At 75.3% G+C, this 22,386-nt stretch carries 21 protein-coding genes; 14 read left to right on the forward strand and 7 right to left on the reverse strand.

The window, feature by feature from the left end:
* Positions 1-95: 95 nt before the first annotated feature.
* Complete coding sequence (locus EYB28_RS05325; RefSeq protein ID WP_166845462.1) at positions 96-644, reverse strand: YceI family protein; 549 nt, start codon at positions 642-644, stop codon at positions 96-98.
* A gap of 161 nt (positions 645-805) precedes the next feature.
* On the opposite strand from EYB28_RS05325, the gene EYB28_RS05330 reads away from it, so the two are divergent.
* The 6 genes from EYB28_RS05330 to ccsB all read left to right on the forward strand — a co-directional run bounded on the left by EYB28_RS05330 (position 806) and on the right by ccsB (position 6,272).
* Positions 806-1,291: a MarR family winged helix-turn-helix transcriptional regulator gene (locus EYB28_RS05330; protein WP_240930401.1), complete on the forward strand. Its 486-nt coding sequence runs from the start codon at positions 806-808 to the stop codon at positions 1,289-1,291.
* 128 nt (positions 1,292-1,419) lie between these two features.
* Complete coding sequence (locus tag EYB28_RS05335; protein ID WP_166845466.1) at positions 1,420-2,064, forward strand: histidine phosphatase family protein; 645 nt, start codon at positions 1,420-1,422, stop codon at positions 2,062-2,064.
* Positions 2,064-2,717, forward strand: a complete 654-nt coding sequence (locus EYB28_RS05340) for a TlpA disulfide reductase family protein (protein WP_166851765.1) — start codon at positions 2,064-2,066, stop codon at positions 2,715-2,717. The genes EYB28_RS05335 and EYB28_RS05340 overlap by 1 nt, the downstream gene beginning before the upstream one ends.
* Complete coding sequence (locus EYB28_RS05345) at positions 2,717-3,484, forward strand: cytochrome c biogenesis CcdA family protein (protein WP_166845468.1); 768 nt, start codon at positions 2,717-2,719, stop codon at positions 3,482-3,484. The genes EYB28_RS05340 and EYB28_RS05345 overlap by 1 nt, the downstream gene beginning before the upstream one ends.
* A complete protein-coding gene (locus EYB28_RS05350) occupies positions 3,484-5,286 on the forward strand; it encodes a cytochrome c biogenesis protein ResB (protein ID WP_166845470.1) in 1,803 nt (600 codons plus the stop codon). Before EYB28_RS05345 ends, EYB28_RS05350 begins: the two co-directional genes overlap by 1 nt.
* Positions 5,287-5,288: 2 nt before the next feature.
* Entirely contained in the window at positions 5,289-6,272 is a 984-nt protein-coding gene (gene ccsB, locus EYB28_RS05355; RefSeq protein WP_166845472.1) for a c-type cytochrome biogenesis protein CcsB, read from the forward strand.
* Positions 6,273-6,353: 81 nt separating this feature from the next.
* Here the strand turns inward: ccsB and EYB28_RS05360 are convergent, their stop codons facing one another.
* Positions 6,354-6,686 (reverse strand): PLD nuclease N-terminal domain-containing protein, encoded by a 333-nt coding sequence (locus tag EYB28_RS05360; RefSeq protein ID WP_166845473.1) that lies wholly within the window; start codon positions 6,684-6,686, stop codon positions 6,354-6,356.
* Positions 6,687-6,907: 221 nt separating this feature from the next.
* Between EYB28_RS05360 and EYB28_RS05365 the strand changes: the two genes are divergently transcribed.
* Entirely contained in the window at positions 6,908-7,204 is a 297-nt protein-coding gene (locus tag EYB28_RS05365; protein ID WP_166845475.1) for a DUF4229 domain-containing protein, read from the forward strand.
* Positions 7,205-7,280: 76 nt separating this feature from the next.
* Here the strand turns inward: EYB28_RS05365 and EYB28_RS05370 are convergent, their stop codons facing one another.
* On the reverse strand, positions 7,281-8,150 hold the full coding sequence (locus EYB28_RS05370; protein ID WP_166845477.1) for a 1,4-dihydroxy-2-naphthoate polyprenyltransferase: 870 nt from the start codon (positions 8,148-8,150) through the stop codon (positions 7,281-7,283).
* Positions 8,151-8,176: 26 nt separating this feature from the next.
* Positions 8,177-9,385, reverse strand: coding sequence for an AMP-binding protein (locus EYB28_RS05375; RefSeq protein WP_240930402.1), 1,209 nt, complete (start codon positions 9,383-9,385; stop codon positions 8,177-8,179).
* A 76-nt stretch (positions 9,386-9,461) separates the two neighbouring features.
* Between EYB28_RS05375 and EYB28_RS05380 the strand changes: the two genes are divergently transcribed.
* A complete protein-coding gene (locus EYB28_RS05380) occupies positions 9,462-10,607 on the forward strand; it encodes a DUF3048 domain-containing protein (RefSeq protein WP_166845481.1) in 1,146 nt (381 codons plus the stop codon).
* A 99-nt stretch (positions 10,608-10,706) separates the two neighbouring features.
* Positions 10,707-11,765, forward strand: coding sequence for a DUF3048 domain-containing protein (locus EYB28_RS05385; RefSeq protein ID WP_166845483.1), 1,059 nt, complete (start codon positions 10,707-10,709; stop codon positions 11,763-11,765).
* A gap of 148 nt (positions 11,766-11,913) precedes the next feature.
* On the opposite strand, the gene EYB28_RS05390 is transcribed toward EYB28_RS05385, so the two are convergent.
* Positions 11,914-12,891 carry a 1,4-dihydroxy-2-naphthoyl-CoA synthase gene (locus EYB28_RS05390; RefSeq protein ID WP_166845485.1) on the reverse strand — a complete coding sequence of 326 codons (978 nt, stop codon included), beginning with the start codon at positions 12,889-12,891 and terminating at the stop codon, positions 11,914-11,916.
* Positions 12,892-13,018: 127 nt separating this feature from the next.
* Between EYB28_RS05390 and EYB28_RS05395 the strand changes: the two genes are divergently transcribed.
* The 3 genes from EYB28_RS05395 (at position 13,019) to EYB28_RS05405 (ending at position 17,799) form a co-directional block, all read left to right on the forward strand.
* Positions 13,019-14,014, forward strand: coding sequence for an o-succinylbenzoate synthase (locus EYB28_RS05395; RefSeq protein WP_166845487.1), 996 nt, complete (start codon positions 13,019-13,021; stop codon positions 14,012-14,014).
* Positions 14,011-15,855, forward strand: a complete 1,845-nt coding sequence (gene menD / locus EYB28_RS05400) for a 2-succinyl-5-enolpyruvyl-6-hydroxy-3-cyclohexene-1-carboxylic-acid synthase (protein ID WP_166845489.1) — start codon at positions 14,011-14,013, stop codon at positions 15,853-15,855. Before EYB28_RS05395 ends, menD begins: the two co-directional genes overlap by 4 nt.
* Before the next feature lie 129 nt (positions 15,856-15,984).
* Positions 15,985-17,799: a S1C family serine protease gene (locus EYB28_RS05405; protein WP_166845491.1), complete on the forward strand. Its 1,815-nt coding sequence runs from the start codon at positions 15,985-15,987 to the stop codon at positions 17,797-17,799.
* Positions 17,800-18,018: 219 nt separating this feature from the next.
* On the opposite strand, the gene EYB28_RS05410 is transcribed toward EYB28_RS05405, so the two are convergent.
* Positions 18,019-18,621 (reverse strand): TetR/AcrR family transcriptional regulator, encoded by a 603-nt coding sequence (locus EYB28_RS05410; protein WP_166845493.1) that lies wholly within the window; start codon positions 18,619-18,621, stop codon positions 18,019-18,021.
* A 150-nt stretch (positions 18,622-18,771) separates the two neighbouring features.
* Between EYB28_RS05410 and EYB28_RS05415 the strand changes: the two genes are divergently transcribed.
* Positions 18,772-19,362 (forward strand): DUF6230 family protein, encoded by a 591-nt coding sequence (locus EYB28_RS05415; protein ID WP_166845495.1) that lies wholly within the window; start codon positions 18,772-18,774, stop codon positions 19,360-19,362.
* A gap of 28 nt (positions 19,363-19,390) precedes the next feature.
* Positions 19,391-20,902, forward strand: a complete 1,512-nt coding sequence (locus EYB28_RS05420) for a DUF6114 domain-containing protein (protein ID WP_166845497.1) — start codon at positions 19,391-19,393, stop codon at positions 20,900-20,902.
* Positions 20,903-20,976: 74 nt separating this feature from the next.
* Here EYB28_RS05420 and EYB28_RS05425 read toward each other — a convergent pair whose 3' ends face one another.
* A complete protein-coding gene (locus EYB28_RS05425; protein WP_166845499.1) occupies positions 20,977-22,377 on the reverse strand; it encodes an isochorismate synthase MenF in 1,401 nt (466 codons plus the stop codon).
* Positions 22,378-22,386 lie beyond the last annotated feature (9 nt).

Raw genomic sequence — 22,386 nt, forward strand, 5'->3', positions numbered from 1 at the left:
GCTGGGCCTGGCAGGAGGCCGCGAGGAACGAGCGGCCGAGCGGACCGGCCTCGCGACAAGCATCCCCGAAGGGTCTCGTCAGCAGAACGTGGGAGTCAGGACTGCTTGATCGCCGACACGTCCAGCGCGATCTTCACCTTGTCGCCCACCAGGACGCCGCCGGTCTCGAGCGCGGCGTTCCAGGTGAGGCCGTAGTCCTTGCGGGAGATCTCGATCTCCGCCTCGAAGCCGGCGCGCGGGTTGCCGAACGGGTCGGTGGCGGTGCCGGTGAACTCGGTGGGCAGCTCGATGGTGTTGGTCACGCCGTTGATGGTGAGGTCGCCGGTGATCGTGTAGTCCTCGCCGTCGGTCGAGATCTCCTTGGAGACGAACGACCAGACCGGCTTCTCCTCGGCGTGCCAGAAGTCGGCGCTCTTGAGGTGCGCGTCGCGGTTCTCGTCGCCGGTGCTGACCGACGCGGCGTCGAGCTCGGCGTTGACGGACGAGGACTCGAGGTCGTCGCCGACGGCGATGGTGCCGGAGGTGATGGCGATGGTGCCGCGGACCTTGGCGATGCCCGCGTGACGGACCGCGAAGGAGGCGGTCGAGTGGGCGGCGTCGATGTCGTACGTACCGGCGGTGAGCTCTGCGGGAAGCGCGGTCATGGGTTCTCCTCGGCTGGTCGGGGCGTGCGGTTCGTGGTGAGATCAAGATAGTTGAGCAATCAACTACCCGCACGAGGTGTCAACCACGGGCTCTCGTAACCTATTCCCGTGGGCGGGGGGACAGGGCCGAGGAGGATGGCAGGTACGTGAACGACAAGTCTGTGACCAGTGACGACGTGCGCTGGCTCGACGAGCAGCAGCAGTGGGCGTGGCGCCGTTTCCTCGACGGGACGTCCCGGTTCTTCGAGTCCCTCGGGGACGTGCACGACGCCGAGCTCCCGGTGACCCTCGGCGAGTACCACCTGCTCGTCCAGCTCTCCGAGGCGCCCGGCCGGACCCTGCGGATGTCGGCGCTCGCCGAGTACCTCGTGCTGTCCCGCAGCCGCCTCACGCACACCGTGGACCGCATGGAGCGGCGCGGCCTCGTGGAGCGCCGGCCGGCGCCGGGCGACCGCCGCGGTGTGAACTGCGTCATGACCGACGCCGGCTTCGCGGCCCTCGTCGCCTCCGCGCCGGGGCACGTGACGGCCGTGCGACGCTTCCTCGTCGACGTGCTCGACGACGAGGAGATGGCGATGCTCGGCCGCGCGATGGCCAAGGTGGCGAGCGCCGCGCGCGGCGAGCAGGAGCTCGCCGGTCACGAGTGAGCACGAGTGAGCACGAGCCGGCAGGCGTGGGCCGGGCGGTCGCCCGGCCCGCGACGGCCCCGCCGTGACGCCGCTCACGGCACGCTGAACGGGACCTGGGTGCCGCTCCGGTCTGGGACACTGGGCCCATGGCCACCACCACCGTCCACCTCGTGCGTCACGGCGAGGTGCACAACCCGGACGGCGTGCTCTACGGGCGAATCCCCGGCTACCGGCTCTCCGATCGCGGCCGGGCCATGGCCGACCGCGTCGCGGAGCACCTCGTCGGTACCGGTCGGGACGTCGTCGCCGTCGTCGCGTCGCCGATGCAGCGGGCGCAGGAGACCGCGGCGCCCACGGCGACCGGGTTCGGCGTCGAGCTGTCCACCGACGAGCGCCTGATCGAGGCGGGCAACCACTTCGAGGGCACCACCATCGGGTCCCGGCCCGGTCAGCTCGCGCACCCCCGCCACTGGCGCTACCTGTGGAACCCGTTCCGGCCGTCGTGGGGCGAGTCGTACGCCGACCAGGTGGTGCGCATGCGCGCCGCGGTGGACGACGCGCGCCGCGCGTGGGCGGGCCACGAGGTGGTGCTCGTCAGCCACCAGCTGCCCGTCTGGGTGACGCGCCGCTCGTTCGAGGGCCGCAGCCTGGCGCACGACCCGCGCCGGCGCGAGTGCGCACTGGCCTCCCTCACGTCGCTGCGGTTCGACGGCGACCGGTTCGCGGGCCTGCACTACTCCGAGCCGGCGGGCGCCCTGCTGGGCGGTGCCGACCCGGTGTCGGGGGCATGATGCGCGAGGCACGCACCCGCCGGGCCGTGCGCCGGGCGGCGGTCGTCGCGGCGTCCGCCGGGCTGGCCGTCGCCCTGGCGGCGTGCGGGGCGCAGGACTCCGGCGCTGGCGACGTCGTCGGGCAGGGGTTCGTCTCGGGCGACGGCTCGGTCAAGCAGTGGGAGCCGGACGACCGCGACGCCGTCACCGTCGAGGGCACCACGTTCGAGGGCGACGAGGTGAGCACGGCCGACTGGGCGGGCGACGTCGTCGTGCTCAACACCTGGTACGCCGCGTGCCCGCCGTGCCGCGCGGAGGCGCCCGACCTCGTGGACCTGGCGAACGAGCGCGCGGCGGACGGCGTGCACCTGCTCGGCGTCAACACGGAGGACGAGGCCGGGGCGGCCCTGTCGTTCCAGCGCACCTTCGACGTGCCGTACCCCTCGATCGAGGACCGCAGCGGGCAGGTCGTCGCCGGCCTCTCGGGCGTCGTCCCGCTGCAGGCCGTGCCGTCCACCGTCGTGCTCGACACCGAGGGGCGGGTGGCCGCCCGGGTCATCGGCGAGGTGGAGCGGTCGACCCTGGAGGCCATCGTCGACGAGGTCCTCTCCGAGGGCGGCGGAGCCGCAGCGGAGGACGACGGCCCCGAGGCGGACGGCGCGGAGGGCGCCTGATGGGTGAGGCGTTCGCCAGCACGGCGTGGAGCGGCTCGATGCTGCTGGCGCTGCCGGTGGCGCTGGTCGCCGGCCTGGTGTCGTTCGCGTCGCCGTGCGTGCTGCCGCTCGTCCCCGGCTACGTGGGCTACGTGGGTGGCATGGCCGCGGTGTCGACCGGACCCGCGGGGGCGTCGCGTGCCGCCCCGGCACGCCGCCGCGTCGTGGCGGGCGTCGGGCTCTTCGTGCTCGGGTTCACCGCCGTCTTCGTGGCGCTCATGGCGGCGGCGGGGGCGCTGGGGAGCTACCTGGTGCGCTGGGAGGACGTCCTCATGCGCGTCCTCGGCGTCGTCGTGATCCTGCTCGGCCTCGGCTTCCTCGGCGCGGTGCCGTTCCTGCAGCGCGAGCGCCGGCTCCACCTCAGCCCGCGGGCGGGGCTCTGGGGGGCGCCGCTGCTCGGGGTCGTGTTCGGGCTCGGCTGGACGCCGTGCATCGGCCCGACGCTGGCCACGGTCCAGGCGCTCGCCCTCGACGAGGCCTCCGCGGCCCGCGGCGTGGTGCTGGGGATCGCGTACTGCGTGGGCCTGGGCGTGCCGTTCCTGCTGGTGGCGCTCGGGCTGCAGTCCTCGCAGCGGATGCTCGGCTTCCTGCGGCGGCACCGGCTCACGATCCAGCGGGCGGGCGGCGCGCTGCTGGTCGTGCTCGGGATCGCCCTGGTCAGCGGGCTGTGGGCGTCGTGGACCAGCCAGATGCAGGGCTGGATCGGCGGATTCGAGCTGGTGGTGTGATGAGCGACGAGACGACCTACCGCCCGGAGGGCATCCGGGACGCGTTCACCGAGGGCGGCACCCCGGACGCCGCCGGAGCGAAGGGCCCGGCGCACGGCGGCAAGGGCTCGGGGCCCGGCGGACCGGCCCTGCCGTCCCTGGGGTGGCGCGGCACCCTGCGCTGGACGTGGCGCCAGCTCACGAGCATGCGCGTGGCGCTGATGCTGCTGATGCTGCTCGCGGTCGCCGCCGTGCCCGGCTCGGTCCTGCCGCAGCGCGGCCAGGACCCGGCCGCCGTCCTGGAGTACCTCGGCGACCACCCGGCGGCGGGGGAGTGGCTGGACCGCCTCGGTTTCTTCGACGTCTACAGCTCGGTCTGGTTCTCCGCGATCTACCTGCTGCTGTTCGTCTCGCTGGTGGGCTGCATCGTGCCGCGCACGATCGCGCACGCCAAGGCGCTGCGGAACCGCCCGCCGAGGACGCCGGCGCGGTTCGGCCGGTTCCCCGCGACGGCGTCGGCGACGACGAGCGCGTCCCCGGACGACGTGGTGGACGCCGCGGCGGCCCACCTGCGCGGCCCGTTGCGGACGCTGCCCCTGTTCCGGGTGGACGTCGGCGGCGAGGAGCCGCGCCGCGGCAGGCCCGCCACCCGCACCGTGGCGGCGGAGCGGGGCTACCTGCGCGAGACGGGCAACCTGCTCTTCCACCTGGCGCTGCTCGGGCTGCTGATCTCCGTGGCGCTCGGCCAGCTGCTGCACTACCGCGGGCAGGCGATCGTCACGGAGGGGCGCGGGTTCGCCAACGCCGTCGTCGACTACGACACGTTCGAGTCGGGGGCGTGGTTCTCCCCGACGTCGTTGGTGCCGTTCTCGATGACGCTCGACGCGTTCGACTCCGAGTTCGCCTCCGACACCGTCGCGTTCGCGCAGGCCCGCGACTTCACCGCGCACGTCACCGTCACGGAGCCGGAGGGGGCGCAGCACACCGAGACGATCAAGGTCAACGAGCCGCTGAACGTCGACGGGTCGAAGATCTACCTGCAGGGCAACGGGTTCGCACCCGACATCACCGTCGAGGACTCGGAGGGCCAGGTCGCCTTCTCCGGAAGGGTGCCGTTCCTGCCCGAGGACCAGATGTACACCTCGCGCGGCGTGGTGAAGGTCCCGGACGTCTCGCCAGGGCAGGACCAGATCGGCATGATCGGCTACTTCCTGCCGACGGCGGTCGTCGAGGAGGACGGGTCGGCGCGGTCGGTGTTCCCGCAGCCGAACAACCCGCTGATGGTGCTCGAGGTGTACACCGGGGACCTGGGCCTCGACGAGGGGGTGCCGCAGAACGTCTACGAGCTCGACACCGCCAGCCTCGACCCGGCTGTGGAGGACGACGGCAGCACCATGAAGGTGCTGGTGCGTCCGGGGGAGACCGTGGAGCTGCCGGACGGGCTCGGCACCGTCTCGCTCGCCGACGACGTGCCGCGGTACGTCGCCCTCGACCTGCGGCACGACCCCTCGCTGGCCTTCGTGCTCACGTTCTCGCTGCTCGCGCTGGGCGGGCTCGCCGTGTCGCTGTTCACGCCCCGCCGCCGGGTGTGGGTGCGGACCTGGAGCGAACCGGCCGGGGACGACGGGCGTACAGTGACTCGCGTCGAGCTCGCCGGCCTGGCGCGGGGCGACGACGCCGGGCTGCAGCGCGAGGTCGACCGGACGCTCGCCGCCGTGCCCGGAGTGCCCACCGAGGCCCCGGCCGACGGCCCCCACGGTGCCGCCGGCGGCGCCCCCGACAGCAGCACCACCGTTCGTTCGACCACCGTCACGGAGGACTGACCATGCAGATCGCCGAGCTGAGCGTCCTGCTCGTGTGGGCCGCGGCGACCGCGCTGACCATCGCGCTCGTCGCGTTCGCGATCGACCTGGGGCGGCGGACCGAGGCGCGCGCCGAGGCCCACGCCGCGTCGATGACCCCCGCGGCCGTCGGGGCGGGCGGCGGCTCCACGCCGGCGCCCTCGACCACGCTCGACGCCGTCCCGCCCGCCGCGCCGCGCCGCCGCACTGCGGGCATCGCCATGTCCACGACGTGGCTGGGCACGGCGCTGCTCCTCGCCGCGATCGTGCTGCGCGGCCTCGCCGCGGGCCGCACGCCGTGGGCCAACATGTACGAGTTCACGATGGTCGGCACGTTCATGGCCCTCGCGGTGTTCCTCGTGCTGAACCTGCGCCGCGACGCGCGGTTCCTCGGGGCGTTCGTCACGGGGCTGTCGGTGCTGTTCCTCGTGCTCGGGCTCAACGTGTTCTACATCGCCGCGACGGGGGTGCAGCCCGCGCTGCAGAACTACTGGCTGGTCATCCACGTGGGCGTGGCGATCAGCGCCACGGGCATCTTCACGGTGGCGTTCGTGACGTCGGTGCTCCAGCTGCTGCGCGACAGCCGGGACTCCGGCGCGCCGTACCTGCAGCGCCCGGGGTTCCGCTGGCTGGACCGGCTGCCCACGACGGCGTCGCTGGAGGGGCTGTCGTTCCGGCTCAACGCGGTGGCGTTCGTGCTGTGGACGTTCACGATCATCGGCGGCGCGATCTGGGCCGAGCACGCGTGGGGCCGCTACTGGGGCTGGGACCCGAAGGAGGTCTGGAGCTTCGTGGTGTGGGTCGTCTACGCGGCCTACCTGCACGCCCGCACCACGCGCGGCTGGGACGGCCGCCGGGCCGCCTGGTTCGTCGTCGTCGGCTACGCGTGCGTGCTGTTCAACTTCACCGGCGTGAACCTCGTCTTCAACGGCAAGCACTCCTACTCGGGGCTCACCACCGGCTCCTGACCCCCGCCCGCCCAGTGCTGCGAGCGCGATTTCGGGGACTGTCGAACGCCCGATAGTCCCCGAAATCGCGCTCACAACGAGTCAGGTGTCGTCGCTCCGGCCGCGCTCGCGGCGGCGCCGCTCCTGCTCCAGCTTCCACAGAAAGTCCGGGTCGTCGTCGGGGGCGGCGGGCCCGGACGGGCGCTGCGGCCCGCGGCCCGGGCGCCTGGGTCGACCGCCGCCGCCGGAGGCGCGCCGCCCCGTCTGCCGCATCACGATCCAGGCGACGGCGCCGAACACGGGCAGCAGCAGGATGATGACCGCCCACAGCCATCGGGGCAGGCCGCCGCGGTCCTCCTCCTCGGAGTTGGACAGGTCGACGAGGGCGTAGACGTCGAGCCCGACGACCAGGAGCGTCAGGACCACACGGAACATGGCACCAGCCTATTCCGCCGGCGGGGTCTTCCAGGAATCCCGCCGCAGAGGTCGCGCGGGAAGGCCGCGTCACCACGAGGCGGCACCCCGGCACGCGCCTCGCGGCGTTGTCCTCGCTCGAATGGGCTCCGCCCGTCCTTCGCTCGTCCGCCTTGCGATGCGCGCACCGGTGCACCACCTGAGTCGACGTGGCCTCCCCGCGCGACCTCTACCCTGGTGCCGTGCCCCTCGTGCTGTACACCCTCTGGCGGATCCTGATCTTCGTCGCCGCGCTCGTCCTCGGCTACCTCGCCGGGCTGGGCAGTTGGCTGCTCGTGCTGGTCGCGGCCGTCGTCGCCTTCGCCGTGTCCTACCTCGCGCTGCGCGGCCCGCGGGACGCGGCGTCGCTCTGGCTCGCCGAGCGCGCCGAGCGGCGCCGGGCCGGCCGGGGGGCGCGTGACGTCGACGCGGAGTTCGAGGACGCCGCGGTCGACGGCGAGCCCGACGGGCGCCGCGACGACGCCGGCCCCGCGCACTGACGCACGGCGGGCCGGCCGTCCCCGACAGGGCTCGACGGAACCCGGCCGGCCCCGCGGCGCCCGCTCGGGCCTCGGGTCAGAGCGCCAGGCCCGCGCCGAGCAGCACCCCGTAGGCGAGCTCGAACATCCCCGTGCCGGCGAGGACCGGGACGAGCGCCCTGCCCTGGGCGCCCGCCACCACCGGGGTGACGAGCAGCACGGCCGGCAGCAGCAGCACCGTGACCAGCAGGGCCCAAGGGGTCCAGGCGGCGCACGCCACGCCGAGCGCGACAGGCAGCAGGATCCCGGCCGCGTACGCGCGGCGGGCCCGGTGGTCGCCGAGACGCACGGCCAGCGTGCGCTTGCCGGCGACGACGTCGGTGGGGATGTCCCGCACGTTGTTGACCATGAGCAGGGCGCAGGCGACGAGCCCCACGCCGACCGCGCCGAGCACGGCCGGCCACGTGACCCGGTCGGCCTGCGTGTACGTGGTGCCCAGGGTGGCCACCAGCCCGAAGAACAGGAAGACGCCCACCTCGCCCAGGCCGGCGTACCCGTAGGGGCGGCGTCCGCCGGTGTAGAACCATGCCGCCAGCATGGCGAGCGCCCCGACCGCGATCAGCCACCAGTGGCCGCTCACCGCGCACAGCGCGAGCCCGAGCACCCCCGCGACGCCGAGCGAGGCGAACGCCGCCGCGCGGACACGCCCGGGCCGTGCGGCGCCCGAGGCGGTGAGCCGCATGGGCCCGACCCGGTCGACGTCGGTGCCGCGCACCCCGTCGGAGTAGTCGTTCGCGTAGTTGACGCCGACCTGCAGCGCCAGCGCCACCCCGAGCGCGAGGACGGCCGGCAGCCAGGCGAACGCGTCGACCTGCGCCGCCGCGCCGCTGCCGATCAGCACCGGCGCCGCCGCCGCGGGAAGGGTCCGGGGGCGGGCGCCGGCCACCCAATCGCTCGTCGTGGCCATGGTTCTCCGAAGGTCGGTGTGCGGACTCAGCCGCGCGCCTCGTGCTGACGCACGAGCGCGGCGACGCCGGCGCGGTCCACCTTGCCCGGGCCGCGCAGCGGCAGGGCCGGGGCGCGGTACACGCGGCGGGGCGCGGACGGCGGCCCCAGCCTATCCGCGACGGCGGCCCGCACCCGCCGCAGCTCGTCGCCGGTCACCGCCTCCCACGCGCCTTCGGGTCCTGCACCACGCGGGGACGTGGCCGACTCGTGCGTGACCACCGCGACGACGGCCTGCCCCCACTCCGGGTCGGGGACGCCGACGACGCACGCCTCGCCGCCCAGCACCTCGCCGAGCAGGCCCTCGACGGGCGCCGGCGCCACGTTCTCGCCGCCGGTCACGACGACGTCGTCCGCCCGCCCGAGGACCCGCAGCGCGCCGTCGGACCAGGCGCCGAGGTCGCTGGTGCGGAACCACCGGGTGCCGTCGTCGTCGCGGGGGAACGCCCCGGCGGTCGCGGCGGGGTCGCCGACGTAGCCCAGGGCCAGGGTCGGCCCGGCCAGCTCGACCACCCCCACGCCCGAGCCGTCGGGGGCGGTGAGGCGCACCCGCACGCCGCGCAGGGGGACGCCGTCGTACACGCACCCGCCGGCCGTCTCGGACATGCCGTACGTGGTGACGACGGCGACGCCCGCGTCCCGGGCCCGATCCAGGAGCCGCGGCGGCGTCGCTGCCCCGCCCAGCAGCACGCCGGCGCACCGGGCCAGCGTCCGCAGGCCCCGCGGGGCGCCGTCGTCCGCCGCCGCGACGAGGCGGTGCAGCTGCGTGGGCACCAGGGACAGGTACACCGGCTCGTCGCCCGCGGCGCGCAGCACCGGGTCCAGCAGGCCCGCCAGCCCGTCCGGCGTGAACCGCGCGTCGGGGTCAGCGGCGGTCAGGGGCGTGCCCGCGAGCACGGATCGCACCACCACCTGCGCCCCGGCGACGTGCGTCGCCGGGAGGGTCAGCACCCAGCGGCCCGGTCCCCCGAGCCGCGCGTGCGTCGCGTGCGCGGAGGCCGTCAGGGCGCCGGCGCCGAGCGCGACCTCGCGCGGGGTGCCCGTGGACCCCGACGTGCGGACCACGAGCGCGGCGTCGTCCGGGAGCGGCGCCGACGACGTGCGGGGGAGCGGGACGACGGCGGGGCCGCCGTCGAGCGCCCGCGACACCGCGTCGCGGAGCGCCGCGACGGGCGCGGGGAGGGGTCGGTCGTGCACCCGCCCAGCGTAGGTCCGCTGTCGTAGCCTGGTCGGGCTCCCAGGGGCACCGCGGACCGTCGTCGAGGAGGACACCATGCCCGGACCGTCGTCCCGCGGGGCGAGCCGCGGCCGCGCCGGCGGGCCCGCCGCCCGGCGTGCGGACCGGCGCCACCTGCGGCCCGTCGTCACCGTCGGCACCACGCTGGCACTGCTCGCCACCGCCGCCTGCGGCGCGGAGCCCGCCGCGCCGCCCACCGTCACCGCCACGCCCGACCCGGCCGTGGCGAAGACGGCGCCGCCCGCGCCCGTCGTGCCCGAGCCGCCGAAGCCGGAGCCGGTCGTGTGGCCGCTCACGGGCAAGCGCACCGACACCGTGCCGAAGCGGCCCTCGGTGGCCGTGAAGATCGAGAACTCGCCCGCGGCCCGCCCGCACACGGGCCTGCACCGTGCCGACGTCGTGTGGGAGCAGGTCGTCGAGGGCGGTATCAGCCGCTTCGTGGCGGTCTACCACTCGGACCTGCCCCGCCAGGTGGGGCCCGTGCGGTCGGTGCGGCCCATGGACCCGGGGATCGTGGCGCCGATGCACGGGATCCTCGCGTACAGCGGCGGGCAGCCGCCGTTCATCGCCGGAGTGCGCCGGTCGGGCATCCAGTCCGTGATCATGGACCGCGGTGACCCCGGGTTCCGCCGCAGTGCCGGCCGCGCGGCGCCGCACGACGTCTACGGGAACGTGCGCACGTTCGCCGACCAGGCGAACGGCAGCCGCGCGGCGCCGCCGCCCGCGCAGTTCGACCATGCCCGTCGCGCGGGGAAGGCGACGCCGGTCGCGGACGGCGGGCGCCGGGGCCACCGGGCGGACGTGCGGCTCTCGACCGCCCAACGCACCGTGTGGCAGTGGAAGGCGAAGCGCCACGGGTACGTGCGCAGCGACGGCACGACGCCCTCCACGTCGTCCGGGACGAGGGTCGCGGCCCGCAACGTCCTGCTCCTGTCCGTCGCGGTCGAGAACACCCGCTACCGCGACCCGGGCGGCGCGCCGGTGCCGAAGACCCGGATGGTGGACCGCGGCAAGGGCGTGCTGCTCACCGGCGGGAAGTCTGTCGAGGTCCGGTGGGACAAGCCGTCGGTGCGCAAGAAGATCACGCTGCGGACGCGCTCCGGCGACCCGGTGCGGCTGGCCCCCGGGAACCTGTGGGTCGAGCTCGTCCCCCGCGACGGCGGGTCCTGGCAGGTGCGCTGACTCGCGAAGTTCGCGAGCCTCGGCGCCGTGTCGCACCCCGGCCGGCGTGATCCGGATCTACTGTGAACGGGACCGCACGTCCCGCGGGGAGGGGTTCGCATGACCGTGGCACCGCCGACCGCCCGTCGAGCCCCGGTCGTGGCCGCCCTGCTCGCCGCCCTGCTGCCGCTCGCCGCGTGCACCACCGACGATCCCGCGCCGACCCCGACCTCGACCACCGACAAGGGCTCGCCGCCCGCGCCGGAGATCCCGCCGGCCTGGCCGCTGACGGGTGTGGAGTCCGACGACGTCGCCGCCCGCCCGGCGCTCGCGGTGAAGGTCGAGAACGCTCCGCAGGCCCGCCCGCAGACCGGCCTCGAGGACGCCGACATGGTGTGGGAGGAGGTCGTCGAGGGCGGCATCACCCGGTTCGTCGCCGTGTACCACTCCAGGCTGCCCGAGGCCGTGGAGCCCGTGCGGTCGGTGCGGCCCATGGACCCGGCGGTCGTGGCGCCGCTGGGCGGGATCCTCGCGTACACCGGCGGGCAGCCCCCGTTCGTCCAGGCGGTGCGCGACGCCGGCGTGCAGTCGGTGATGATGGACGCGGGCGACGCCGGCTTCACCAGGGACCCGCAGCGCTCCGCGCCGCACGACGTGATCGGGGACCCCGCGGCGTTCCTCGACCTGGCCGACGGCGACCGCACCGTCCCGCCGCCCGCCCAGCTCCAGTACGCCGACGCCGCGGGCGAGGGCACGGCGAGCTCCGACGGGACGAAGGCGACGACGCTCGACGTCGTCCTCTCGCCCGCCCAGCGCACGGTGTGGGACTGGTCCGCCGGCACGGACGACGGCGGGTGGCAGCGCAGCGACGGGTCCACCCCGTCGGTCTCCGCCGACGGCGACCGGCTCACCGCCACCAACGTCCTGGTCCTGTCCACGAAGGTCGTCGACACGAGGTACAAGGACCCGGCCGGCGCCCCCGTGCCCGAGACGAAGCTCGTCGGCTCCGGCGAGGGCCTCCTCGCGAGCGGCGGGCGCACGGTCACGCTCCGGTGGTCCAAGGAGAGCGTCGACGCGCCCGTCGAGCTCACCCGCGACGGGGAGCCCGTCGAGCTCGACCCCGGCAGCACCTGGATCGAGCTCGTCCCGCGCGACGGCGGGTCGTGGTCGACATCGTGACCGCAACCGGAAGAGGTGGGTCGGAGGGGCCTTTGTCGGCAGGCTGATCGGGCCTGGCGGGAACCGAGCGAGGAACGAGCGAGGCGGATGGCGCGCCTGGCGACAAGGGCCCCTGCGATCCGCCGCGGTGAGTGGCTCGCGGCCCCAGTCAGAAGTGGTACGGGAAGCGGGACCAGTCGGGGTCGCGCTTGGCGAGGAACGCGTCGCGGCCCTCGACGGCCTCGTCGGTCATGTACGCCAGCCGCGTGGCCTCGCCCGCGAACACCTGCTGCCCGGCCAGGCCGTCGTCGGCCAGGTTGAACGCGAACTTCAGCATCCGGACCGCCTGCGGGGACTTGCCCGCGATGGCGCGGGCGTACTCGATCCCGAGGACCTCGAGGTCGTCGTGCTCGGCGACCTCGTTGACGGCGCCCCAGCGCTCGGCGTCGTCGGCGGAGTATTCGCGGGCGAGGAAGAAGATCTCGCGGGCGCGCTTCTGCCCGACCTGCCGCGCCAGGTAGGCGGACCCGTACCCGCCGTCGAACGAGCCAACGTCGGCGTCGGTCTGCTTGAACTTCCCGTGCTCGCGGCACGCGATCGACAGGTCGGCCACGACGTGCAGCGAGTGCCCACCGCCGGCGGCCCAGCCGTCGACCACGGCGACCACGACCTTCGGCATGGTGCGGATGAGGCGCTGCACCTCGAGGATGTGCAGCCGCCCGGCGCGCGCGGGGTCGACGGCGTCGGCGTCCTCGCCGAGCCGGCCCCCGTCGTCCGCCGTCGTGTACCGGTAGCCCGACCGCCCGCGGATGCGCTGGTCGCCGCCGGAGCAGAACGCCCAGCCACCGTCCTTGGGGCTCGGCCCGTTGCCCGTGAGCAGCACGGTGCCGACGTCGGAGGTCATGCGGGCGTGATCGAGCACCCGGTACAGCTCGTCGACGGTGTGCGGGCGGAACGCGTTGCGCACCTCCGGCCGGTCGAACGCCACCCGCACCACGGGCAGGTCGCGCACCACGCTGCCATCGGCATCGCGCTCCACGCCCCGGTGGTAGGTGAGGTCGGTGAGGTCGTCGAAGCCGGCGACGTCGCGCCAGCGGGCGGGGTCGAACGTGCGGGACACCTGCCGGGGGAGGGATGCGCTGCTCACGACGTCACCCTAGGCCGGATCGTCGAGCAGGTCGTTCCGCTGTGCCGAACAGGGGGTTGCTCCCCGATAGGCCGACCGAACCGGGGACCAACCACATGTTCGGCACGAGGACGACTACCCTGAGCGCGTGCAGCCGCTCCGCGAGATCGTCTACCGCACGCCGCTGACCACACGCTTCCGCGGCCTCGACGTGCGCGACGGCGTCCTGCTGCGCGGCGACGCCGGCTGGGGCGAGCTGTCCCCGTTCTGGGACTACGACGACGCCGAGTCCGCGACCTGGCTGCGGGCCGCCCGGGAGGCCGCCGACGTCGGTTTCCCCGCCCCCGTGCGCGACTCCGTCCCCGTCAACGTCACCGTGCCCGCCGTCGGCCCCGAGCGGGCGCGCGAGATCGTGCTCGCCTCCGGCGGCTGCCGCACCGCCAAGGTCAAGGTCGCCCAGCGCGGGCCCGACGGCGCCCTCGAGCCGGCCGCCGCGGAGCGGGAGCGCGTCGCCGCCGTCCGCGCCGCGTTCGACGAGCTGCACGGCCCCGGGATCGGCGCCGTGCGCGTCGACGCGAACGGCGGCTGGAGCGTCACCGAGGCGCTGGCCAGGATCCCCGCGCTGGACGCCGCGGCCCGCGGCCTGGAGTACGTCGAGCAGCCGTGCCGGACCGTCGAGGAGCTCGCCCGGGTGCGGCGTGGCGTCGACGTGCCGGTCGCCGCCGACGAGTCCGTCCGCCGCGCCGACGACCCGCTGCGGGTGGTGCGCGCCGAGGCCGCCGACGTCGTCGTCCTCAAGGTGCAGCCGCTCGGCGGGGTGCGCGCCTGCCTCGACCTGGCCGAGCAGGTGGGGCTGCCCGTCGTCGTGTCGTCCGCGCTGGAGTCGTCCGTCGGCCTCGCCGCCGGGGTGGCGCTCGCGGCCGCCCTGCCCGACCTGCCGTACGCGTGCGGGCTGGCCACCGCCCAGCTCCTGGCGCACGACGTCGTCGCGCAGCCGCTCCTGCCCACGGACGGCGCGATCGCGGTACGGCGCCCGCCGCCGGACGCCGACGCGCTCGCCGCCGCCCGCGCCGACGCCCCCACGACCGAGCGCTGGCTCGCCCGGTACGCGCGGCTGTCCGCCCTGCTGGAGGAGGCGGCATGACCCCGGACCTGCCGCCGTCCGTCGCCGCGGCGCGGGCGCTCGTGGCCGAGCTCGCCGCGCTGGGGGTGCGCGACGCCGTGCTCGCCCCCGGCTCGCGTTCCGCGCCGCTCGCCTACGCGCTGGCCGAGGCCGCCGACGCGGGCTCGCTCACCCTGCACGTGCGGGTCGACGAGCGCGCGGCCGCCTTCCTGGCGCTCGGGCTCGCGCGCGGCACGGCGCTGGCCGGGGCGACGGCGCCCGTCGCCGTCGTCACGACGTCCGGCACGGCGGTGGCGAACCTGCACCCCGCCGTCCTGGAGGCGCACCACGCGGGCGTGCCGCTGGTGCTGCTCACCGCGGACCGCCCGCACGAGCTGCGGGGCACCGGCGCGTCGCAGACCACGGACCAGGTGGGGATCTTCGGCACGGCGGTGCGCCACGCCGTCGACGTCCCTGCGCCGGACGGCCGCGACGGCGAGGTGCGCGACCTGCTCGCCACCGTCGGCCGCGCCGTCGCCGCCGCGCGGGGGCTGCGCGACGGCCACCCCGGCCCGGTGCACCTCAACCTCGCGTTCCGCGACCCGCTGCACCCGTCGGCCCCGCTGGGCCCCCCGCCCGACGAGTTGTCAGACCCAGCGCGCCGTATACCCGGCGCTCAGCCTGACAACTCCGCTCGGGTGTGGCCCGAGGGCTTCCGGCGCACCACGGTGGTCCGGCCCGCGCCCGGTCCGGGCGCCGACCCGGCCATGTACGGCGACCCGGCCCGGACCCTCGTCGTCGCGGGCGACGGCGCCGGCCCCGACGCGCGCCGCCTTGCCGAGGCCCAGGGCTGGCCGTTGCTCGCCGAGCCGACGTCCGGTGCCGCGGGCGGCCCGAACGCCGTCACGGCGTACCGCTCGGTGCTCGGCGCGGACGGGATCTCCACCGACGTCGAGCACGCCGTCGTCTTCGGCCGGCCCACGCTCTCGCGCCCGGTCCAGCGACTCCTCGCGCGGCCCGGCGTCGTCGTCACCGTCGTCGCGCCCGGCGGCGGCCCGTGGCCGGACGCCGCCCGCAACGCCGAGGCCGTGGTGCCCGCGCTCGCCGAGGGCTGGTTCGAGCCGCGGACGCCGCCCGCCGGCGGGGCGTTCCTCGCGCGCTGGCGGGCGGCGAGCCGGGCCGCGGCCGCCGTCGTCGACGCCGCGACGAGCGACGACGCCGTCGCGGACGGGCTGCCGGCCGCGCCGCACGCGGCCCTCGCCGTGGCCCGGGCCGTGGCGTCCGTCCTCGGCCCGGACGACGTGCTGGTCGTCGGGTCGTCCAACCCGGTGCGCGACCTCGACCTGGTGCTCGGGCTGGACCACCCGCGGGCGGGCGACCTGCCGACCGTCGTCGCCAACCGCGGCCTGGCCGGGATCGACGGCACGGTCTCGACGGCCACCGGGGTCGCGCTCGCCGCCGCACGGTCGGGGTTGCGGACGCGGGCGCTCGTCGGCGACCTCACGTTCCTGCACGACGTCGGCGGGCTGCTGCGCGGCCCGCTCGAGGCGGGCGCCGACCTGGAGATCGTCGTCGTGAACGACGACGGCGGGTCGATCTTCGCCACTCTCGAGCACGGCGAGCTCGCGGCGGCCTCGGCGGCGGGCGACGCCACGTTCGAGCGGGTCTTCGGCACCCCCCACGGGACGAACCTCGCCCAGCTGTGCGCGGGGTACGGCGTGGACCACCAGCTGGTGCTCGACGTCGGCTCGCTGCGGCACGCGCTGCAGGCGCCGTCGCACGGTGTGCAGGTCGTCGAGGTGCGGGTCCCGCGTGCCGACCGGCTCGTGGGGACGAGGGCGCTGGCGGCCCGGGTCGCCGAGGCGGTGCGCGCGGTGTCGTGACACCGTCGTGAGGTTGGGTCACCGCCTCCGCGGAGGGCCCGGGACGGGGCGTGCAGGAACTTCTCAGGTTCGGCCAAGAGGGACACCAGGATCGGGTGGTCTCCTGGGGGCAACATCGAGGAGGGCACCATGAGCACCGACAACCCGGGCGCACCGCAGCAGCCGTCGGGCGCCGACCGACCCCAGGACCAGGACCCGCAGCGCCGGATCGCCGAGGGGGCCGCGGACGAGGCGGCGTCGTCCGCCGCCGAGCAGCCGACCCAGCGCATCCCGCGGCCCGGGGACGCCCCGCAGGAGCACCCCACCCAGCAGCTCCCCGTCCCCGACGCGTCGACGGAGCACGGCGACCGGGGCCCGGCCGCGCCGCCGGCACCGCAGGAGGGCCAGGGCCGCCCGGGGGGGCCGCGCCAGCAGCAGCCGCGCTACGGGCAGATGGCGCCCGGCTCGCCGTACCAGCAGCCCGGTCCCCAGCAGCACGGATCCCAGCAGTACGGCGCCCAGCAGTCGGGCCCTGCCCAGCACGGCTACCCGCAGCAGGGGCACCCGCAGGCGCCGCAGGGGCAGTACCAGCACGGGCAGTACCAGCAGGCGCCGCGCGGCGGGTACCCGCCGGCGCCGCACGACCCGTACGCGGCCCCGGCGGCCGCCGGGGCGCCGGGTACGGGTCGCACCCGTCGTGAGCGGTCCGTCTGGGTCCCGGTCACGAGCGCCGCCGTCGCCGCCGCCGTGCTGGCGAGCCTCGGGACCGCGGCCGCCACGGGCGCCTTCACCGACGACGGCTCGTCGTCCTCGTCACTCGCCGACGTGGGCAGCGGGCGCCAGGCGGACGAGGCGCCGGTGTCGAGCTCGACGGACAAGAACCCGGACTGGGAGGCCGTCACCGACGCGGTGGCGCCCTCGGTCGTGGCGATCCAGACCCAGAACGCCGAGGGGTCGGGCGTCGTCTACGACGGTCAGGGTCACGTGCTCACCAACAACCACGTGGTGTCCGGCGCCGACACCGTCCAGGTCTCGCTGTCCGACGGCCGGCTCTACGAGGCCGACGTCGTGGGCACCGACCCGACGACGGACCTGGCCGTGGTGCAGATCCAGGACCCGCCGGACGACCTCCAGGCCGCGTCCGTCGGCGACTCCTCGGCCGTGCTCGTCGGGGACCCGGTGCTGGCCGTCGGCAACCCGCTGGGTCTCGCGAACACCGCGACCACCGGCATCGTGTCCGCCGTCGACCGCCCCGTGGCGGCGTCGGGCGAGAGCACCTCCGAGCAGGTGGTCACGAACGCCATCCAGATCGACGCCGCGATCAACCCCGGCAACTCGGGCGGCCCGCTGTTCAACTCCCAGGGGCAGGTCATCGGGATCACGTCGTCGATCGCGTCGCTGTCCAGCGGGATGGGCGGCGGCCAGTCGGGCTCGATCGGGCTCGGGTTCGCCATCCCGGCGAACCTGGCGTCGACGATCGCCGACCAGCTGATCTCCGACGGCAGCGCCGAGCACGCGTTCCTCGGCGTCAGAATGCAGGACGCGACGGCGACGGCAGACGGCGTGACGCGCCGCGGCGCCCAGGTCGTGCAGGTGACGTCGGGCTCGCCGGCGGCCGATGCGGGACTGCGCTCGGGCGACGTCATCGTCGCGATCGACGAGGACGCCGTGAACGGCGCCGAGTCGCTCACGGGATACGTGCGGGAGAAGGCGGCCGACCAGCAGGTCACCCTGACCTACGTGCGCGACGGGCAGACGCGGACCACCGATGCCACCCTCGTGCTGCGCCAGGAGGACTCGACGTCGGGCCAGCAGGGTCAGCAGGGTCAGCAGGACGGCCAGCAGGGCCAGCAGGACGGTCAGCAGGGCCAGCAGGGGCAGGACGACGGCTCGCAGGGTTCGGACCCCACGCAGCCGGACAACCTCCCCGACTGGCTCCGCGACCTGCTCCAGAACGGCGGCTGACCACCCACCGACCGCCGAGGGCGCGCCGTCCCCGCGCCCTCGGCACTGCCCCCGCACGGTGACGTGCGGTCCCGGCGCGGTATCCCCCCTGCCGCGCCGCCGCCCCGCGGGCGAGACCACCCCCCTGTGTCTCGTCCGCGGGGCTCTGTCGTCGTTCGTCGTGGGCGTGAGTTTGGCGCTATTCGCCCCGAGATAGCGCCAAACTCACGCCCACAACGGTCAGGGGCGGGGGCGGGGGCGGAGGGCGTCGAGGACGCCGATCGCGCTGCGCTCCAGGAAGTCGGTGAGCTCGTCGGGAGCGACGGCGGGGTCTGCCGCGGCCTCGACGAGGGCGTGCTCGGCGAAGGAGATCCAGGCGTGCAGCGCGACCTCGAGGAGCGGCGTCCGGGCGACCCCGATCTCCTCGAAGGCGTCGCGCAGGTGCCCGGCGAGGACGTCGCGGGCGTGCTGCACCGTCGCACGGACCTCCTCGTCACCGCTCGCCGCGCCCCGCACGAGCGAGTAGAAGGTCGCGTCGTGGTCGCGGACGAACTCGACGAACCTGGCGAGGGTGTCGCGCAGGCGCTCGCGCGGAGGGAGCTCCGGCCGGGGCGCGGTGGCGTGCAGCATCGCGTCGCGGGCGGTGCGCACGATGGCGGAGTGCAGGCCCTGGCGGCTGCCGAAGTAGTAGTGCACGAGGCCGGGGGAGACGCCGGCCTGTGCTGCGAGGTCCTCCACGGTGACGGCCTCGAGGGGCCGGTCGGCCAGGGCGGCGACGCCGAGGGCGACGAGCTGCTGCCGCCGCTCGTCGGGGCTCATACGGGTGCGCCGTGTTCCTGCCACGAGGCGAGCATAAGCGCACGCCACGCCCGACCGAGGCGGTCGCCGTCGTGCGCGCGAGCGGCGCCACCTGCGCTATTGACGCTGCCTCAGTAGGGGCGTACCGTCACGTCGGCGGCGACGCAGGTGTCGCCCGGACGTACTGGAGGGGAAATGAAGCTCAGCGCACTGACGCGCACGCGCCGCGGCCGTGCGGTGCTCGCCACGGTCCCGACCGTCGCCGTCCTCGGTGTCCTCATGGGCGGCGTCGCCCAAGGGGCGGTCCCGGTGTCCATGGCGATCTCGGGACAGCAGTTCAAGATCTCCGCCGACTCCCTGGAGGGCACCGGCTTCTCCCAGTACGCCGGTGAGGCGAAGGACGCGGACGGCAAGAAGCACCCGGTCGCCATCGCCAACATCAAGGACGCGACGCTGCACAACCTGTGCCAGTCGGTGAAGGTGCCCGGCATGCCGCTCGGTCTGCTGATCTCCGCGGGCACGGACGAGAAGAACCCGGTGAAGGCCACCGACCTGCAGATCGGCATGAGCGACCTGCGCGGCACGGCGACGTTCAACCAGATCCGCATCGGCGTCGACGCCTCGACGGTGAAGACCAAGGCCCACGGGGACAAGGGCGACTTCGCGATGGACTCCGACGCCATCGACATCCAGGACCTCAAGCAGGTCTCGTCGGCCACCTCCGCCGCGGTCTTCAAGCTCACGGACCTGCACCTGAAGATCTCCGACGGCACCGAGTGCTTCTGACCGTCCGGCAGAGCGAGGGAGCCCGCACGTGAGCGACGAGACCACCGAGGCGGCCGCGCCGGCAGGACGCCGGGCCCGGTTCGCCGGCTGGCGCCGGCAGCGCCCCTTCTGGGGTGCCGTCCTGACGATCGTGTCGGGCGTCGTGCTCTGGTTCTCGGGGCGGCTGCAGCTCGACAGCTTCGAGATCCAGCTCGGCATCGAGGGGATGCAGTCCACGCTGCTCCCGGTGGCGCTGATCGCCCTCGGCGTGCTCGTGCTGTTCCAGCCGCAGTACCGCGTCTTCTACGGCGTCATCACGCTCGCGATCTCCGTGTACTCGCTCCTCGGCGTGAACCTCGGGGGTTTCGGCGTCGGCATGGTGCTCGGCGTCGTCGGCGGCATCCTCGTCGTCTCGTGGCTCCCCCGGGCTCGCGACGGTCGTGACACCGACGCCGACGTGGGCCCCGACACCGCCGGCGGGGCGATCGCCGAGGCACCGCCCGCGGACCAGGAGCCCACCACCGGCCGGCGGCACGCCGTCGCGGTCGCTGCCGCGGCCGTGCTCGCCGTCGGCGGCGCGTCGGGGTCCGGGGCGGTGGTGGCCGCCCCCGTCGGCGCGGTGCCGGCCGGCGTGCCCGCCGCGTCGGGCTGCTGGGACCCGCTGGGCTGGCTCGAGTGGATCTGCGGCGACGACGAGGGCACGGCGACCCCCAGCCCTTCTCCCTCCACGGACGCCACCGACGGGCCCGACGACGACGGGTCGGACCCGGACGCCGTCGATGGCGACGCCGCCGTCGACGGCGGCGGCACGGGCGACTCCGGGGACACCGGCGCCGGCGTGCTCGACCCCGGCGGTGACGCGGTGCCCGGGCCGGACGGTCCTGCCGGCGACGAGGAGCGACCCGGGAGCGGCGACGACGACCCCGGCGACACCGCGGCCGACGGCTCGGACGGCTCCGGCGACCCCGGTGAGACGGCCGACGACGACGCGGGGGAGCCCTCGCCGGAGGAGGCGCGCCAGGATGTCGAGGAGGCGGCCCGCCTCGAGCTCGGCCCGTGCGCCCGGATCACGTTCGGCGGGGAGTACGACATCACCGTCTCGCTGCCGGGGGACTGCGGCGTGCGGGAGGACGAGAACGTCTTCTCGCTCGACGCCGACCTCGAGGCGCGGGACCTGCAGCTCCCGCTCACGGGCATCAACGGGATCGACGTCGTCAACGTCCCCGTCACGACGGACGGCCCCCGCCGCGACGCGCTGCGGATCTCCGTCGACGAGGTGAAGGTCCCCGGGTTCTGGCTCAAGACGTACGCCCACGACGGGGGCACGGTGACGAACGCCGACTACGTCTCGATGACCGGCGACGCGCAGATGTACATCTCCTCGATCCACGCGGACCTTCCCGACGGGCAGGACCTCGCCGAGCTGGGGGAGAAGCTCGTGGGCGGCGCGTCCCTCGTCGAGATGCTCCTCGGCCTGACCGACGCGCGCATCGGCCTGATGGGCGCCACGTCCGACGTCCAGGTGTGGTCTGACTTCCGCGAGCAGGTCTGGTCCGACTGACCGTCCCGGTCGTTGTGGGCGTGAGTTCGGTGTTATTCCGCCAGGAATAGCGCCGAACTCACGCCCACAACGTCTCAGTCGTCGGTGAGGGCCCACCGCATCGGCACGAGCTTGGCGTCCGACTCCGCGAGCTCGGCGACCGGGTCCGACGCCGCGACGATCCCGCAGCCGGCGAACAGCCGCACGTGCCGAGAGTCCGCCTCCGACAGCTCGGCGGAGCGCAGGGCGATGCCCCACTCGCCGTCGCCGTCCGCGCCGACCCAGCCGACCGGCCCCGCGTAGCGCGACCGGTCCATGCCCTCGATCTCCCGGATGAGGTCCCGCGCCGCCACGGTCGGCGTGCCGCACACGGCGGCCGACGGGTGCAGGGCCGCGGCCAGCGCGAGGGACGACGGCGGGACGGCGTCGCCCGCGCCCTGCCCCTGCCGGCGGTCGAGGACGCCCGTGACGTCCGAGGCCAGGTGCATGACGTTCGGCAGGTGCAGCACGAACGGTGCGTCCGGGACGTTCATCGACGTGCAGAAGGGGTCGAGGGCACGGGCCACCGAGCTCACCGCGTACTCGTGCTCCTCGAGGTCCTTCGAGGAGCGGGCGAGCTGTGCGGCGTGCAGCAGCGCGTCGTCGTCGGACATGCCGGCCTCGCGCCGGATCGTCCCGGCGAGCACGCGGGAGGTGACGAGCCCCTTCTCGCTGCGGACCAGGAGCTCGGGGGTCGCGCCGACCATCCCGTCCACGCTGAACGTCCAGCACGCCTCGTAGCGGTCGGCCAGCCGGCGCAGCAGCCAGCGCGCGTCCACGGGGTGCTCGGCGGTGGCGACGACGTCGCGGGCCAGCACCACCTTCTCCAGCTCGCCCGCCTGGATCCGCGCCACGCCCTCGCTGACCACGGCCGGCCAGTCGTCGGCCGCGACCGCGCCGTCCGTCACGGTGACGCGACCCGGGGCGCTCACGGGGGTGCGGCTCACCCCCCGCAGGGCGTCGGCCCCCGGCGCAGCGTCCAGGGTGCCGTCGGCGGAGATCGTCGTCATCCAGGTGACGCCCCCGCGGCGGCCGACCACCACCCGCGGGACCACGAGCGTCCCGTCGGGCCGCCCCGCGTGGTCGTCGCCGAACTGGTCGTCGAGCTGGCCGGCGTCGTCGAACGCGAACGTGCCGAACGCGACCGGGCCCGTCCCGGGCAGGCGGACGTCGTCGCGCACCACCGCGTGCCGCAGGGTGGCCTGCCACGCGGCCTCGGCGTCGGCGAAGCGCCCGGGACCGAAGGTCTCGAACCGCAGGGCCTCGCCCCAGCCCACGATCCCGTCGCCCCGGCGCACCCAGCTCAGCGGGCGCGGCCCCGGCAGCAGGTCGATCAGCGCGGTGAGACCGCCGGGCAGCCGGTCGATCCGGGTGGTGCGCACGACCAGGGGATCGGCGGCGGGTTCTCCCGGCGGGCCCGGGGTCGGGCGAGGGGCCGGCAGGGGCGTGGCGGACATCGGCTCCAG

The organism is Isoptericola sp. BMS4 (assembly GCF_011634835.1).
In the GTDB taxonomy this organism is placed as follows: Bacteria; Actinomycetota; Actinomycetes; order Actinomycetales; family Cellulomonadaceae; genus Isoptericola.